Source organism: Nocardia sp. TBRC8007 (assembly GCF_056629435.1).
Window position 1 is genome coordinate 1 of record NZ_JBWSOR010000044.1, and the last position, 15723, is coordinate 15723.

A 15723-nucleotide genomic window follows, 5' to 3' on the forward strand; every position below is an offset into this window, starting at 1 on the left:
CGGAAACGATTCCTGAACGCGGAGGATTTCGCTCAGAAAGAGCTGGAAGCGGCGCGGTCGTCGGCTGCGGGGGCCGGCGCCGGGTTCGCGGCGGGCACCGCGGTAGCGGGCCTGGCACCGTCAGCGGCGATGTGGGTCGCCACCACCTTCGGGACAGCGTCGACCGGCACCGCGATCTCGACCCTTTCCGGAGCGGCAGCCAGCCAGGCAGCACTGGCGTGGCTCGGTGGCGGCGCGCTGGCCACCGGTGGCGGTGGCACCGCGGCAGGCACCACACTGCTCGCGCTTGCCGGCCCGATCGGCTGGACAATCGCGGGCGCAACCCTACTCGCGTCGATCGCCCTGTTCGCGAAGAAGAAGTTCGAGAATCGAGAGGCGAAGCACGAAGCGCTGACTGCGATAAAGCACAACACCACCCTCGTCGAAAGCATGGATGCGCAGATCGGGGACCTCCTCCAGCGGACCACCTCGCTCCGCGAAGGGCTGGTAAAGAGTTACGGCGAAGCCTTGGTGCACTTCCGCGCCGATTTCCACGCGCTCGCCCCTGCCGAACGGTCGACACTCGCTACGTTGGTGAACAACACGAAGTCGTGCGCGACCATGCTGAGCATATGCATCGAACAGAATGCCGATAGTGAGTGACGCTGCCGAGTTCGTCACGGACACCCAGGAGCAGGCAGTCGCTTCCTGGGTGAGCTATCTCAACCAGCTCCGCATGAACAACCTTCTGAGCGCGCTCAGCCAGCAGAACGAGCACCTCCGGGACGCGCTCACCAGCGTCGATGAAGCTGTCGAGAAGATCGACCTCGAGGTGGTCGCCACCAACCGCGGCGGACAGCATGGCATGCACGGCTTCATCGCCGAGATCGCCGAGGTCGGGATCGGCAACGCCCGAAAGCGGATCCTCGGCCACGAGTCCGTCTACCAATGGGTCAACGACAACGGACCTGTCGACCTGATGCGCGGAAGTGTCGAGATCCAGCAGAAATTCGTCGCAGCAGGTGGCCGCTTCTCACTGGGCGCGATCGTCGAGCACCTCCAGAAATATCCCGAATACGTGCGCAACGGTGGGAAATACCAGATCCCCCGTGATCACTACGAGGTGATCCAACGGCTACATGCCTTGTCGCCCGAGGAAGCGACAAGCAAGCTACTGTCACGCAGCGGCGACGGACCTTCCCTCAGAGACTGGCAGCGGGTCCAGGCGTTCTTCCAAGACAGATCGGTCGGCTTCGAATCGCTCGAGCCCTCGATGCTCGAGTACAACGAAGTGCAGCGCGATGTCTACACCTCGACCATGGCGGCCGAAAAGAGCTCGCTCCACGCCACGGACCGGTCCCTGCGCGACGCTGCCTACCAGCGCAGCCGCCCGACGCCGCGAGAAGGAGGCACATCCGCACTCACGGCCGCCGCGACTGCGGGCGGGACCGCGTTTGTACTGGCCGTGGTCGCCAAACGTCGGGAAGGCAAGCGGCTCAGTGAGTTCAGCGAGCGCGACTGGATAGACCTCGCAGGCGAGACCGGTTCAGGTTTCGGCAAGGGCGGCGTCCGAGGACTGAGCATCTACGCGCTCACAAATTTCACCGCGACCTCCGCGGCCGTCGCAAGCTCGATCGTCACCACATCCTTCAGCATCGCAGAACAAGCGAACAAACTCCGCCGAGACCAGATCGACGAACTCGAGTTCATCGAGAACTCCGAGCTCATCGCCTTACAGGCCGCAGTACGCGCGCTGGCCTCTTGTCTCGGCCAGGCGACCATCCCCATCCCGATCCTCGGCGCCGTCATCGGCACCACGGTCGGCACTGTGATGTACAAGGCCGTCGCATCGTCGTTGACAAAGCGAGAGGCGGCGCTGATCGAGCGTTACCTCGACGAGCAGCGCACGCTCGACGAGCAACTCGCCGCGGAGTACCAGGCCATACTGGAAAAGCTGGACCAGAGCATGTCGGACTATCTCGGGCTGCTCGAACGAGCCTTCTCGCCTGACGTGCAGATCGCGCTCGTCGGATCGGTCGAGCTAGCGGCGGAACTCGGCGTGGCTTCGGACGAGATCCTGGATTCCGATGAGAAGCTCGACGCCTACTTCCTCGACTAGTGCATCGTTCCTCAGGAGCAACACACGAATTTGCGGCGTAAAGTGCGGGTCGTCCCCAAATCCACGGTGTGGCGCGGGTATTGATCCAGGTGGTGGCGGTCTCGACCGCGTAAGCGATTTCGTCGGTTTCGGCGAAGGTTTATCCGGTGAACGCAGCGGGTTGGTGTAGGACTCGACGACCGCCGCTCTTTTGGGGCGAACTCGGGATCGTGGCTTCGTCCCCACGAGCGGGTGTGTTGCCGGCGGACTTTCTCGGCCAGGCAGATCCAGCGCACTTGGGAGCGGTGCACCTCTCGCGGGGTTATCGGGTGTACCTCGGGTGGTCGGCGGGACCGAATCAGCCATGTACCGTCAAAAATATTTTGACGATGAGGTATGCTCGGGGCATGCCCGATCCCGAACGGCCGGAGGCGGCGATGCTCGACGAGTGGTTGCAAGCCACATCGTCATCACCGAACGAAGCACCCCGTGACGACCCGGCGGCGATTGTGCGTGAAGTACTGAACCGATTGGACAACGACAGAGTAGAGCTACCGCACGACGTGATCTACGCCTGCGTCATATTGCTCTCGGTTGCGCGGACCGATCTGGATCGGCTGGAACTAGGTCTGATGCGGGCAGCCGGCGATCACGGCAACAGCTGGAGTTGGATCGCCGAGGCATTCGGTCATCGCTCCAAGCAAGCCGCGCACGCTCGGGCCAGCGCACTGCATCGGCGCCTGGAATATCGAACCCTCGACGAGGAAGAAACCCGATGAAACTCCGTGTAGACCGCGACCGTCTCGTCGATGCGGTGTCCGTGGTCGCGCCAACAGTGCCTCGGCGCCCGTCGATCCCCGTGCTCGCGGGCATTCGACTACGAGCGGAACCGGACTCGGCGTCGGTCGCCGGTTTCGACTACGAGATCTCCTCGCACGCCACGATCACCGATGCAGTGGTGGACGAGCCGGGTGTTGCACTGGTATCGGGGCGGCTGCTCACCGATATCGCGAAAGCCCTCCCCCCGCGGCCGGTCGAGTTGTCCGACAACGGTGATCGTCTCGAGATCGTCTGTGGTCCGTCGCGATTCGCCTTGCCGCTGATGACTGTCGAGGACTATCCAGACCTCCCGCCCTCACCCGTAGCGGTCGGCGCTGTCGATCGCTCAGACCTGCGCGACGCCGTGGCGCAGGTGGTCGTGGCCGCCGGGCGCGACGACACGTTGCCCATGCTGACCGGGATCAACATCGAATTCTATCCCTCGTCCCTGCGGCTGGTGAGCACCGACCGGTTCCGCATCGCGATCCGAGAGCTCGGCTGGGAGCCTGTGACCCCGATGGGTGACTCGAGACCGACCAGCATGCTCGTGCCTGCCCGCGCGCTGGCAGAGACAAGCAAGACGCTCACGGGACCGAGAGTCGAAATTACCAGTGGCCCAGGGCAAACAATCCTGGGACTCGCGACCGACGACCAGCACCACACCATGCGCACGCTCGATATGCCCTACCCGCCCTACCAACGCTATCTCGAAACCACCCACACCGCTTCCGCCCGTATACCCTCCGCCCCACTGATCGACGCGATCAAACGGGTGTCGCTACTCCTCGCCAGGGGAACGCAGGTTCTGTTGACCTTCGCCGCAACCACGGCCCGTTTGTCCGCCGGGAGCGACAACGAAGGCAGCGCGGAGGAGTCCATCGGTTGTGAGTTCGACGGCGAACCGTTGACCATCGCCTTCAACCCCCGCTATCTACTCGAGGGACTGACCGCCGCGCATGCCGAGATCGTAGAGATCGCCCTGGACGGCCCGACCAGAGCAGCGATTCTGCGTGCGGCCGATCACGAACCCGACGGTAAGTGCCGCGAGGGTCTGATCTATGTACTGATGCCGGTTCGCCTACCCGACTGAGCCATCACCCAACAAAGACGCGATCGCGCTCCACGACCACCGGCACAGCCTCCCAAAACACCTGACCTACCCCGGATCAGCGCAAGCACCGCGTAACATTCGACCACGTACCAACCAATAAGAAGTCCGGAATCGCCTACCGCACCACCACCCGGACCGCCGCCCAGATCACCGCAACCTGGACCCGCTACACCGCAGGCCTACGGGCACGCAGACCGGCAGGCTGGGCACCACCTCGCGACAATTGACACGCGAGCCCCCGAAAAATACCCGAGCCATGACTCGAAGATCGCAATCGGTGGTCAGCTCGAGTCGCCTCGGAACCACACACCCTTCGAACTATCCGCAACCCAGGATTCGGACCAGTCCCACAACGGCTGCAATGCCTCACTGAGGCCGACACCGGCACCGGTGAGTTCATAAGCACCCTTGGGCTCATGCTTTTCTATCAATCCCGCTACCTGCAGCTGCTGCAACCGGTTGGACAACATACTCGACGAGCAGTTGCCCATCCTGCGACGCAACTCCAGAAACCCCAACGGCCCTGGTTCGAGTTCCCACACGACTCGCAGAATCCACCGCTGTCCCAGCAGATCAATTGCCGCCAGGATCGCGGTATCGGCCGAACCGTCTGATCGCTCCACTCCACCTCGCCCATCACTCGCGCTTCTCATTTCGAAGTACCATAGGTGCTTCTGATTCAGAAGCGTGATCGCACTGGTGAGGAGACCCAGGTGAACCGAACAAACACGAACCACAGACGAATCGTGCTGATCACAGGTGCTTCCCGGGGAATCGGTGCGGCAACGGCGCAACAACTCGCCGCACCGGACACGCACGTCGTGATCAATTATCGGGAGAAGACCAAACGCGCACTAGCAGTGGTAGACGCGATCTCTTCCGCGGGCGGCAGCGCCTCGGTCATCAGCGCAGACCTCTCCGACCCTATGCAGGTCACCGCAATGCTCGACACCATCATGGAACAGTTCGGTCGCCTGGACGTGCTCGTGCTCAACGCCTCCGGTGGACTCGAACGCCATGCCGACCCCGACTACGCTCTACGACTCAATCGCGACGCGCAAGTCCGCCTGACCACACTTGCGATACCACACATGCCCGCCGGTGGGCGGGTCGTCTTCGTTACCAGCCACCAAGCCCACTTCCACTACCAAGGCAAGTCGCTACCGCACGGATACGAACCGATCGCGGTCAGCAAACGTGCAGGCGAGGATGCATTGCGCGCCCTCATACCTGAGTTCCTCGCCCACGGAATCGGATTCGTCGTCGTCTCCGGCGACATGATCGACGGCACGGTCATCATCCGTCTTCTCGAACGCCGCGATGCCGACGCCGTCGCCACCCGCAGATCCAGCGGCCCCTTGCCCACGATCGACGAATTCGCCGAAGCGATCACCCGCGCGATCGACGCACCCGTCCCCCACGGACACACTTTCTATGTCGGAGGACACGACTACCTCATTCCACAGCCGAACCCCAACATTCGCTGAGAACTCAGACCCGAGGTGCACTGGCGACAGTTGATCAGGCGAGCCCACCAGTGCACCTCCCAACCAGATCCGGGTATTCCGCGTGGATGTCGCCGCTGGTCGGCATCGGTATTCCGCAGACGTCGGTCACCAGCCAGTTGACCAGTCACATGGCGGTGTAGTCGGAGTCGCAAGTGGCGTGGCGTTCGGCGAAGTCGCGCTCGGCGGGCGACAGATCGAAATGCGACGAGGTCGCCAGCCCGAAGTTACCGAGATAGATCCGCTCCCCGTCGGTGCGCAGGTTGCCGAAGTGTCCGTCTATGTGCAGCAGCTCCCGATCGTGCAGGAACGTCACGCTCTCCGGAAACTGCCGCTCGATCTCGACGGCCTTGCTCGCCGGGTTCTCGCTCAGCCAGTCCGGCATCGGGTGCGGGATGTATTTGCAGGACAGTACGAGGCTGGACAGTGCGGCGACCAGCGCTTCGAGAGCAATTCCACCACTGCGGCTTCGTAACCTCCGCCGCTGACCACCTCCGCCGCTGACCGCCGATAAGTGAACCTTATCGGCGGTCAGCGGCCTGCGGCTCAGCCGAATACATTCTTAGCAGATATGTTTCGTAGCGTTTGTGTGACGAAACGTAATAGCAGGAAGTATGGTCAAAAACTGGGCACCCAAGACGTGACGAACAACGGATGGTCAGGTGACGGAAGAAGTGGTCCCGGCTGTGGTTTCCTGTCTCGCCCGAATCGCTCTGTGCGCAGTTGAGTTGAGTCGATCGGAAGTTCTACGTTGGCAGGGCAGTTGGCACGAGACCGAGGACAGCACGGTGAATGACGCATCTCGCGCGAGCCGACGATCGGTGATTGTGTGGCCGAAGCAGTCGGAATCCATCTGCCAGCGCAGAAACGGAACTATCGAGTGCATATCAATGAAGAATTATCGATCTGGTTGCGCAAGCTCCGGGCTGGGCGCGATCGGCAGCAAACGCTGGTCTGCTTCCCTTCTGGCGGCGGGTCGGCTACGAGTTATGCCGGCCTCGTCAAGAGCCTGGAGTCCGACCTGACTGTGTACGTCGTCCAGTATCCAGGTAGACAGGATCGGCTCGGCGACAAACTGATTCCCTCGATCACAGAACTCGCCACTCGCATCGGAGAAGTGATGACTCCCCTTTTCGGCGAGAAACTGGTGCTCTTCGGCCACAGCATGGGTGCGACGGTCGCCTTCGAGACCGCTCGTCGAATCGAGCGGCGTGGGCAATCGGTAGCGGGATTGTTCGTATCCGGACGCCCGGATCCAGCCTTCGTCGATCCGGGGACGCTACACAACGCATCCAACAATGAACTGATCACCGAACTCGAGCGACTCGCCAACGATCCCGCCACAGTCCGGATTCTGCGCGATGAGCCCGGACTCGCCGAGATAGTTTTGCCCGCGGTCCGCAACGACTATTCAGGCCGTCGAAACCTACCGATACCAGATGGGTGAGGCGCTTCGCTGCGACATCATCGCGCTGCTCGGACACTCTGATCCGACGACGACCCCGGAACAGATCCGGGAATGGCGCAACCATACCACCGGCTATTTCGAGACCCACCTGTTCGATGGCGGCCACTTCTATCTCGACGAGCGCAGTCGCGAGATTGCGCGTGTTATCAGTTCGAAACTGGTGAAAGCGCATTTTCCAGACGCATAAGCCCTGCCGAACCAGTGCACACAGAGCTGAAAGCCGAATCCGAGTACCATACACTGACCGTTTTCCTTCGGGCTCCAGGCTTCGAGGCTGGGGTCGGAAAGCGATCAACCGCCAGGCTTTTCCTCAATCGCCTCTTGACGATCGATCCAGGCGAACACGAAGCGCTGTTGAACATACGTCCAGAGGTTGTTGCTGACCCAATACAGCAGGATCGCGATCATCAGAAACGGCCCACCGACCAGGACGCCCAGTGGAAGTACCCACAACGTCAGGTTCCTCATCAGTGTCGCCTGAGGGTTCGAAGCCGCCTCCTTGCTTTGCCTGGCCAGGGCGGCGCGGGCATTGAAGTGAGTGGCGAGGCCGGCAACAAGCATCAGCGGGAAGGAGACCGCGGCAATAGCGGCCACGGTCGGGATTCCACCATATGATGCGAATGAAGCCAGCACGTTGTGAGGAGTCGTGATCGCCGCCGAGATCGGCGCACCGAACAAGCGCGCGGCGAGGAATGACTGAACGTCGGCGGCGCTGAAGATGTAGTTCGGGGTAGCGGCGTTGGCTTCAGGCGTCATTCCGAGTTGCCCCCACCCCGTTCCGGTGCGGTTGAACGAATGCAGGACGTGATAGAGGCCGAGGAAAACCGGTGCCTGCACCAAGATCGGCAAGCAGCCCATCAAGGGGTTGAAACCGTGTTCTTTCTGCATTTTCTGCAATTCGATCGCCTGGCGTTGCCGGTCACCTGCGTACTTCTTCTGCAAAGCCATGATCTGTGGCTGTAGTTGCTGCATCCGCTGGGTAGTCCGGATTTGCGCCAACGTCGGTCGCAGCAACAGGAGCCGGAGAGTGAACACCAGGAACACCACGGCAAGCGCCCACGCGAACCCGTTGTCAGGACCGAGGATCACACCGAAGGCGCTGTGCCAGAACCACAGGATCGCAGAGACCGGATAATAGATGATATCGAGCATCGAGCACCTCGTTACTGCACGAGCGCATACGCGTTCTCGTACGGGATGGGACGACACCGGCCACGAGAAGGGCCGTGCCGGAATGGGCGGGGGTAAGACCGAAGCCCGCGCAGCGCCTCAGCTGCTACACGGCAGCCGGAACCCGCCCTGGCGCTCGGGGAAGACGGGGTCGTCCCGGGGTGTCAGCGGCACTCTGCCTGCGGAAAGCGCCACGAAGTCGCCGTTCGTCCCCGTGGACTCCGAATTCCGACTTCACGGGCAGGCGTAATAGTGACCGGGAACCATGCCCGGCGAAGGCCAGCAGCAGAGCCAACGCAACGGCCGCGCCGACAACCACAGTGGGGCCGTCAGCGAACAAGGACACCGCGACGACAAGAGTTAGCACGGCTACCCAGGACAGCCGAGCAAGGCTCAACCCCCACGACAGAACCGCCCAGACCTGTGTCACGGGACGAAGCATACCTGGATGCGAAACCCGCTGCCGACAGGGCACAGTAGCTCGTTATGGAGCACAACGACAACACGGAATCCATTCGTCGTCGGCGGACCCTGGGGTGTGTTGTCCGAACCGGCGTGGTGACGTCCCTGTCGTCAGCCTGGGCAGTTGGAAGATCCTGGATACAACCGGCGCGGCTGTCGCGGCGGCCGTAGAGACGGGATCGCCCGCGGCGACCGTCGACGCAGCATTGTCGACGATCACGCATACCTGACAACGCCACGCGGCGCCGTCAGGATCGAGTCGGCCTGAAGCGCGGTGCGAGAGGGAGGGGCCGGGCCTGACGCCGCTGAGAAACCTTGTGTGATGTGGCCTGCGGGCACTTCTTGTGCACTGATATGAGTAGGCCTCTAGGAACTCTCGTACACGCCAGACAGCTGACCTCGGTGCGCTGTCTCGCACAAAAAACGCAGCAGAACCCGACCACGCTTGCGGTACACGGGAATTCGCTCCGCAATCACGAAATTGACCGTGCAGAGCTCCCGAATTTCTACCCACTCATGATCATGTCACGACCGAAGGCCGCCGTGAAGAAAAGAAACAAAAACGACCTTCGCCGACAATATCTCGCGGTGTCGTGTTTACTGATCCCGCTGGAAAAAGGTGTGTAAGGAAATCCGATCGCGGACACGGAGCATTACCGCGCATACCTCCCTCCTTACGTTCTCCAGCAAGGACGTCGGAAGAAGATCGGTATGGTCGCGGCGGACTTCGCACGCGTCGCGAACAGCTACTGCGCGCCTGAAGTACTCGAGAATTGAACAAAGATAGAAGGATCGAACCAATGAAGCGTGGCATCAGTGTTGTTGTCGGTATGGTATCCGCGGTATCTACCGCCTTCTTGGCGGGAATTCCCGCGCATGCGGCTCCCCCTCAGCTCCCCAGTCTCCAGGACGTGTTCCGGGCGCAGATCTTGGACTACCAGACTGCGGATACTAGTAAGGTGACGTTCACTAATAACTTTGTGGCGCTTACGGGAAGTCCCAAGGTCACTCTGGGTAAACAGTGGTTCGCGGGCACGTCGACCTTGCGGAATACCAGCAACCAAGAACAGACCATGACCAGCCAGAGTTTCTCCAAGACCGTGGCCAACACGGCGACGACGTCGGTCACGCGCGGGTTCTCTGTCTGGACCAAGGTATCGGCCTCGCTGGATATCGGGAAGGCGCTGAAGGTGGGCGGCGAACTGAATACGACCTGGAGCTTCAGCCAGACGCACAGTACCTCGACGTCTACGTCGTCGACCTACACCGCTCCCGGACAGACGGTCAAGGTTCCTCCCCATTCCACAGCCACGGTCAACGTCATGCTGCAACAGTCGGTAGCCACCGGAAATGTCGACCTGAACACCGATATCGGCGGTATCATCAGCAACCTGCAGGGACGCAATGCGATAGGTCCTTTACCATACTTCAAATTCCCGATCTATAAGGCGATCAGGTTGACGAACGATAAGCATACGACTTTTGATCGCAGGGTGCCTCCGCCGCTGCGAGATGGATTCTCGCTGAACGACGCCAGGCAGGTGCTGAACTTCAAGGGTGCCGGAACTTACAGTGCCACTTACGGGGCGAATTTCCTGGTCAAGATTTCGATCAAGCCTGATGCTCCCAACGCGCCCAACGCGCCCGCGCCGAAGACCTTGACACGAACCTTCAAGGCGTTCTGATCTGTGCGCATACCCGCCGCAGGTGCTTGTTCGGTATGAGGGCCTCGACAAGCGACGGGGTATCACGGTGAGACACGGCGGTTCTTTCAGCGGCGTGGTGGTTGTGTGAGTTGGCGCTGCACATCCCGCTGCCGGAAGAACCGCCCCTTTTCAGCTCACCCATATCCCGCATCGGCGATGTCAGCCTGTTCACCACTTCAGGTCGCTGTGTGGTCCCAGGGACTGCATCGATATCGAAGCGGTGAATGCCAAAGGAGGTGGGTGGCTTCGGGCCTGTCAGGCTAACGGCTCTGTCTCACTTTCGGTGGTGGCGTTGCCGTGACGCGCTATGTCATGGTGCGCGTAGTGGGTGTGCCTGCTGCTGTGGTGTTTTCGGGGTTGTTACCGCTGGTGGTGGAGGAAGTAGTCGATGAGGGTGTGGGTGCGGGTGAGGACAGTCGGTCGTCCGGTCGCGTGTCCGGGTTGCGGCGCCGTGTCTGTGCGGGTTCACGGATATCGGCAGCGGATGGTGGCTGATGTGTCGCTGGATGGCTGCCCGGTGGTGGTGCGGGGCGGATACGTCGGCTCGTGTGCCCGACGGTGGACTGTCGCGGCACGTTCTGTGAACAGGTGCCCGGTGTGTTGGAGTGGTGTCAGCGTCGCACCGTCCGGCTGACCGGATTGGTCTGGTCGGTGGTGCGGGAGTTGGTCGGGCGGGTCGGTGTCCGCTTGCTGGGGGTGCGTCGGTGGGTCTGTCCAGGCAGACCGCTATCCGGGTGAAGCGCTTGCGCCGCCCGGCCGTGGTGGTGATCGGTTCGATGGACTTCACATCGATCCGCACATGGTGGCCGGGGCGCTGCTTCTCGTAGCGCTTCCAGCGCTGCTTATGGCGTTTGTAGCGCTGCGAGGCCGACAGATGGGACTCCTCCCGTATCAGGAGCCCACAGTGTCAACAACCTCCGTCAGTTTTAGACGGTTGTAGCGCTCGACTTCGCCGTTGTGGCGGGGCATATATGGAGTGATCCGTTGGTGACGAGCACCCTGCAGGAACTTCGCGAAATCATGTGCACGGTAGCAGGACCCATTGTCAGTGACGATCCGCTGGATGTGGACGATGCCGTGGGACGCGAAGAATGCATGAGCGCGATGCATGAAACTGACTGCGGTGGAGGACTTCTCGTTCGGTAGGAATTCGGTGTAAGCGAGGCGTGAGTACCCGTCGATTGCCGAGTGCAGGTAGATGTAGCCGCCCTTCTTGCCTGCGGTCTTGCCGCGCTCGACTGCTTTGGCCTGCGCTGACCCCTTGCCGTGGACGCGCCAGCCGCCACCATCGGGGATTCGCCCGACCTTCTTGACGTCGACGTGCACCATGTGTCTGGGCCGGCGGGCAATGATCTGACGCGGCTCGGTTGGACTCACCGTTCGGATCGAGGAACCTGCGCCGGTTCAGGCCGAGGTGGGCCAAGTGTCGGCTGACGGTCCGTCGGCTGATCCTGAGGCCCTTGCTCGCCACCTCGAACGTGATTCGCCTGGCCGACCATTTGCGGTTGCGGCGCATCGGATCGATCGGTGCCACGACGTCGGCTGGTGTTGTCGTTGGTTGCTTATGTGGCGTTGAGGAGCGATCGACGAGGCCGAGGTCGCCGAACTGGCGATAGCGGCCCATCCACTTGCTCGCGCAGGCACGCGAGATTCCCACTTCGGCTGCCACGTGCGCGATCGGTCTGGTCTGACACCGCTCGACGAGGCGCCGGCGCCCCTCCATGGTGAGGGGCGCGTTCTTATGTGTCACGCGCTCGGACCCGGAGCCGAAGCACGGACCGCGGTGTGCCGATTCTCGATGTCCATGGTCACCTCGTCGATCACGGTACGAATGAGATCGCCGTATGAATCCGCAGGCAGCGCAGGCGAATGCTCCCGTGCGGCAGTGATGTGCTCGCGTGCGGCTTCGAAGGATCCAAGCCGGCGGTAGTTGTCGGCCAGGTTGAGGTGAAGGGAGGGGTAGAAGCCAGCGATATGCAGGCTGGCGTGATGTTCCTGGATGCGCTGCTCGGTGACGGCGTCGGCGGCATCGAGTGCACGCACATCCCAAGCCAAAGCCTGCGCCGGGTCGCCGAAGAGGTCAGCGAGGTAGTGCGCGAGTGTGCAGCGGTGCAATGGGTCGCCGCTGACTCCGATCACCTTCCATAGTTTCGACAGTTGTCCACGGGCCTCGACCGTGTTTCCACTGCGGCCCACACTGATGGCCTCCCTGATCGCGTCCATCGTCGAGTCCGTATCGGCCTGTTCCGTCATTCGTCCATCTCCTTCGGTTCCGTGTTCTCTTCTGCTGGTTGAGGCTTGGTCGGCATGACAAAAGTGGTGAGATCCCCGTGGTCGGCCGAGCGAACGGTGGCGGGTAGCGCGGGGCCTCTGAGATCGAGCAGCACGTCCGCGCCGATTGCGGTGCTGATCGCGGGATAGAGCGTGGTCATCTCGAACCAGACCTCGATCGAGGTTCCACCCACGCGGGCCGGCAGGCATATGCCTGTGCCGGGTCCATTGCAGTTGTCTCGCACCGTGACCTCGGCCTCGGCGACGTGTATCGAGATCAGGCCGGCTGATCGCTCCTCGAGTGCCCGCAGGAGCAGTGTTTTCGATGCCTGGATACGGGTCGTCACCGCTGGAAGTGCGCCGAGCATCAACCGGAAGTCGGGAAACGGCTCCGACAGTAGTCGGCAATGCCGGTCACTGCGGTCCATCAGCCGCATCCAGATCCCGTGCTCGGTGGCTTCGATTCGAGCCAGCGGGGCGCGCCGCAGGTCAGTAAGGCAGCTGTGTAGGTCGTCACCGCTCACTGTCGCTGACCAGGTCACCGGATTTGCGTCGTCGGCGGCAAGGGTGCGAGTGGACAGGCGGTAACGGTCGGTGGCGGTCACAGTCACCACACCTGAATCTGCCTCGAAGCGCACACCGCCGAGAACTGCGATGTCCGGGTCATCTTTGGTGGCAGTCAGAACCTGCTCGATCGCCGCTGCCAACACCGGACCGCTCACGGTGACAACCACCGGTGCGGGCTCCGCAGCCAACGCTGCCTTGATGACGGCGGCCTGCTGCCGTGCGGCTCTGGCACCGCTGACCACTGTGTCGAGGTGCTCGTCGACCAGGAGAACTGCTTCGTCGCGTCCAGCGCTGAGAACGGATTTCACCGTTGCGAGCGGCATACCGATCTCGCGTAGTCGCCGAAGCAGGACGGCCTGCTCGAGTTGCACGTCCCGATAGAACCGGTATCCGGAGACCGGGTCGACCTCCGACGGCAGTAGCAGCCCAGCGTCGGCATAGAAACGCAACGCGCTCGCCGTCAAGCCGCTCCGCCGTGCGAACGACCCGATCGACATCAACCCGAAATTCGCCACCCCAACATCATTCGGCTTCGACCTACCTGAAGGTCAACCGAGTGGTGCCACAAACGTCATGACCCGCAACAATTAACCGTCCAACGCTGTCTGCTCGAACTCCGGCTCGCAACCGCTTCCTAGGTTCTGTCCTGTAATTCGTTGGGCTGTTGGGTATCAGCTTTGCGTTGTGGCTTGTCGTGGTGATTTGGCCAGGCGGATCGGGTCGTGGGCGACCAATGCGCTACATCGGACCGGCGGCGGGATCTGCCGCATCGAACAACGAAATCGCTCTACACAGCAGCCTCATTGGACGGGCACACTCACCAGGAAAACCGATGGAGCAGAAGATTCCGATCACCACGTTCCACGTGAGTTCGCCGAATGCCAGCCCATCACCCTGATCGGTGTTGAAAGCGTTCATTCGCGACTTCACGCGGTCCGGTATGGGTAACATGCGTGCGTGCCGATGGGGGCGTATCGCCGCGAATACAGGGAACAGGAAGACGAACTCGCGGAGCCTGATCCGAATCCGACAGTGAGAGAAGAGCACCGCGAAGCCGACCAGCGCATTTCCCGAAAAGCCTTGTAGACCGGTTCACCGCTGCCTACCATGCACTGACTCGAGTTTGAAAATTCGAATGTTCAAACTCGAGTCGCAACACCCGCATGGCCTCGGGTGTATGCGTTTGGTCGGCCGTGTCGACTGCGCTGCAGGTGTCGTAACGGTCGGGCGGGATCGCCCACAGCGCCGCGAGCGGCGACTGTTCGACCATGGCGGCTTTACCTTCGAGAGGAATCCCATGCCCCCCTCAACCCCCACGCGGCACCGTCGACGAGTGTGGCGAAGTGCGATCGCGGCTGCGCTGACGACCGTGCTTTCCGGAGCGTTCATCTATGGGAGCAGCACGGCGACCGCGACGCCAGGACTGCAAGAGGTGATGTTGGTCGGCAACAACTGGGAGGGCACCGCCGATATCATCCACTCTACTGGGGATTTCGCCAAAATCGGTCGGATCAACCTCATCCCGGACAAGAGCGAACGGTTGCGCGAGATCTTCCTCAATCCTATACGGCTGGCTTACTTCCTCGGCATCCGCTATACCGTCGGCGAAGGCCACGATCAGTACGTCGACGACATGTATACCACCCCTGATGGGACAGCGATCGTGGTCTCGCGGCCCAGCTTCGCCGATGTCGTATCGATCGACACCGCCACAGGTGAGCTGAAATGGCGCTTCCCCGTATCCGGCTACCGCTCCGACCACATGGCGGTGTCTCTCGACGGCAACCGGGTCGCGGTATCGGCCTCGACCAGCAACACCGTCCACGTGCTCGATATCAATACCGGCCATGAGTTGGGCAAGTTCTCCACTGGCGACAAGCCACACGAAAACGTCTTCACCAAGGACGGCAAGATCTGGAATATGTCTATCGGCGATGTCAACACCATCTTGGACAGCCCGTTACTGGACTTCACCAAGGGCGACCGGAAGATCACCGTCGTCGATGCGAACACCTTCGAACAGGTCAAGGTCATCGACATGCGAGAACGCCTGGACGCGTTCGGCCGCAAGGATCTTTCGGATGCGGTGCGTCCGGTGGCGTTCAGTCCGGATGAGTCCAAGCTGTATTTCCAGGTGTCCTTCTTCAATGGGTTCTTGGAATACGATGTGGCAAGCGACAAGATCCTCCGCGTCAAGGAATTGCCGAAGAATCCTGCCACGAGTGACGAACGCATCACTTTCGTCAACGATTCCAGGCATCACGGTATGTCGATGGAACCCTTGGGCACCAAGCTGTGCGTCGCTGGAACGATGGACGACTACGCCACCATCGTCGATCTTGCCGACTTGCAGCCGGGGCCACTGGTGCCGGCGGCCAAACCGTACTGGGCAACAGTCAGCGGCGACGGAAAGGCTTGCGTCATTTCCGAAAGTGCTGCCGATCAGGTGACCGCGATCGATTTCGCTACCGGCACCAAGATCACCTCGATCCCGGTCGGTGATCACCCGCAACGAATCCGTATCGGCGGACTGCCCGCAGGCTGGCAGGCTCCCGCTACGGCATGAC

13 protein-coding genes and 4 pseudogenes are annotated in these 15723 nt (G+C 61.6%); 10 read left to right on the plus strand and 7 right to left on the minus strand.

Annotation, left to right across the window (positions count from 1 at the left end):
* The 4 genes and pseudogenes from ACX4ZE_RS21095 to dnaN all read left to right on the plus strand — a co-directional run.
* Positions 1–642 (plus strand): annotated as a pseudogene (locus tag ACX4ZE_RS21095) (hypothetical protein); the annotation flags it as partial.
* Positions 626–2098: a hypothetical protein gene (locus ACX4ZE_RS21100; protein WP_480275205.1), complete on the plus strand. Its 1473-nt coding sequence runs from the start codon at positions 626–628 to the stop codon at positions 2096–2098. The pseudogene ACX4ZE_RS21095 and the gene ACX4ZE_RS21100, both read left to right, overlap by 17 nt.
* Positions 2099–2484: 386 nt before the next feature.
* On the plus strand, positions 2485–2856 hold the full coding sequence (locus ACX4ZE_RS21105; RefSeq protein ID WP_480275206.1) for a hypothetical protein: 372 nt from the start codon (positions 2485–2487) through the stop codon (positions 2854–2856).
* Positions 2853–3986: a DNA polymerase III subunit beta gene (dnaN, locus tag ACX4ZE_RS21110; RefSeq protein WP_480275207.1), complete on the plus strand. Its 1134-nt coding sequence runs from the start codon at positions 2853–2855 to the stop codon at positions 3984–3986. Before ACX4ZE_RS21105 ends, dnaN begins: the two co-directional genes overlap by 4 nt.
* Before the next feature lie 302 nt (positions 3987–4288).
* Here the strand turns inward: dnaN and ACX4ZE_RS21115 are convergent, their stop codons facing one another.
* Complete coding sequence (locus tag ACX4ZE_RS21115; protein ID WP_480275208.1) at positions 4289–4660, minus strand: winged helix-turn-helix transcriptional regulator; 372 nt, start codon at positions 4658–4660, stop codon at positions 4289–4291.
* A gap of 60 nt (positions 4661–4720) precedes the next feature.
* On the opposite strand from ACX4ZE_RS21115, the gene ACX4ZE_RS21120 reads away from it, so the two are divergent.
* Positions 4721–5494 carry an SDR family oxidoreductase gene (locus ACX4ZE_RS21120; protein WP_480275209.1) on the plus strand — a complete coding sequence of 258 codons (774 nt, stop codon included), beginning with the start codon at positions 4721–4723 and terminating at the stop codon, positions 5492–5494.
* Between the two features lie 145 nt (positions 5495–5639).
* On the opposite strand, the gene ACX4ZE_RS21125 is transcribed toward ACX4ZE_RS21120, so the two are convergent.
* Positions 5640–5897, minus strand: a complete 258-nt coding sequence (locus ACX4ZE_RS21125; RefSeq protein WP_480275210.1) for a hypothetical protein — start codon at positions 5895–5897, stop codon at positions 5640–5642.
* Positions 5898–6392: 495 nt separating this feature from the next.
* Here ACX4ZE_RS21125 and ACX4ZE_RS21130 point away from each other — a divergent pair, with 495 nt between their 5' ends.
* Together ACX4ZE_RS21130 and ACX4ZE_RS21135 are read left to right on the plus strand one after the other, a co-directional pair.
* Positions 6393–6959 (plus strand): thioesterase II family protein, encoded by a 567-nt coding sequence (locus ACX4ZE_RS21130; RefSeq protein WP_480275211.1) that lies wholly within the window; start codon positions 6393–6395, stop codon positions 6957–6959.
* On the plus strand, positions 6952–7167 hold the full coding sequence (locus ACX4ZE_RS21135) for a thioesterase II family protein (protein ID WP_480275212.1): 216 nt from the start codon (positions 6952–6954) through the stop codon (positions 7165–7167). The genes ACX4ZE_RS21130 and ACX4ZE_RS21135 overlap by 8 nt, the downstream gene beginning before the upstream one ends.
* Positions 7168–7234: 67 nt before the next feature.
* Here the strand turns inward: ACX4ZE_RS21135 and yidC are convergent.
* Together yidC and ACX4ZE_RS21145 are read right to left on the minus strand one after the other, a co-directional pair.
* A pseudogene (yidC, locus tag ACX4ZE_RS21140) lies at positions 7235–8132 on the minus strand (membrane protein insertase YidC); the annotation flags it as partial.
* A gap of 124 nt (positions 8133–8256) precedes the next feature.
* The gene (locus ACX4ZE_RS21145) at positions 8257–8580 is read right to left on the minus strand and encodes a DUF6412 domain-containing protein (RefSeq protein ID WP_480275213.1); all 324 of its coding nucleotides are present in this window, start codon (positions 8578–8580) and stop codon (positions 8257–8259) included.
* Between the two features lie 832 nt (positions 8581–9412).
* Here ACX4ZE_RS21145 and ACX4ZE_RS21150 point away from each other — a divergent pair.
* Positions 9413–10297 carry an ETX/MTX2 family pore-forming toxin gene (locus ACX4ZE_RS21150; RefSeq protein ID WP_480275214.1) on the plus strand — a complete coding sequence of 295 codons (885 nt, stop codon included), beginning with the start codon at positions 9413–9415 and terminating at the stop codon, positions 10295–10297.
* Positions 10298–10630: 333 nt separating this feature from the next.
* A pseudogene (locus tag ACX4ZE_RS21155) lies at positions 10631–11052 on the plus strand (transposase family protein); the annotation flags it as partial.
* 181 nt (positions 11053–11233) lie between these two features.
* Here ACX4ZE_RS21155 and ACX4ZE_RS21160 read toward each other — a convergent pair.
* The 3 genes and pseudogenes from ACX4ZE_RS21160 to ACX4ZE_RS21170 form a co-directional block, all read right to left on the minus strand.
* Positions 11234–12068, minus strand: a pseudogene (locus tag ACX4ZE_RS21160) (IS481 family transposase); the annotation flags it as partial.
* On the minus strand, positions 12065–12571 hold the full coding sequence (locus ACX4ZE_RS21165) for a hypothetical protein (protein WP_480275215.1): 507 nt from the start codon (positions 12569–12571) through the stop codon (positions 12065–12067). The pseudogene ACX4ZE_RS21160 and the gene ACX4ZE_RS21165, both read right to left, overlap by 4 nt.
* Positions 12568–13671: a DNA polymerase III subunit beta family protein gene (locus tag ACX4ZE_RS21170; RefSeq protein WP_480275216.1), complete on the minus strand. Its 1104-nt coding sequence runs from the start codon at positions 13669–13671 to the stop codon at positions 12568–12570. Before ACX4ZE_RS21170 ends, ACX4ZE_RS21165 begins: the two co-directional genes overlap by 4 nt.
* A gap of 818 nt (positions 13672–14489) precedes the next feature.
* Between ACX4ZE_RS21170 and ACX4ZE_RS21175 the strand changes: the two genes are divergently transcribed.
* On the plus strand, positions 14490–15722 hold the full coding sequence (locus ACX4ZE_RS21175; RefSeq protein ID WP_480275217.1) for a YncE family protein: 1233 nt from the start codon (positions 14490–14492) through the stop codon (positions 15720–15722).
* Position 15723 lies beyond the last annotated feature (1 nt).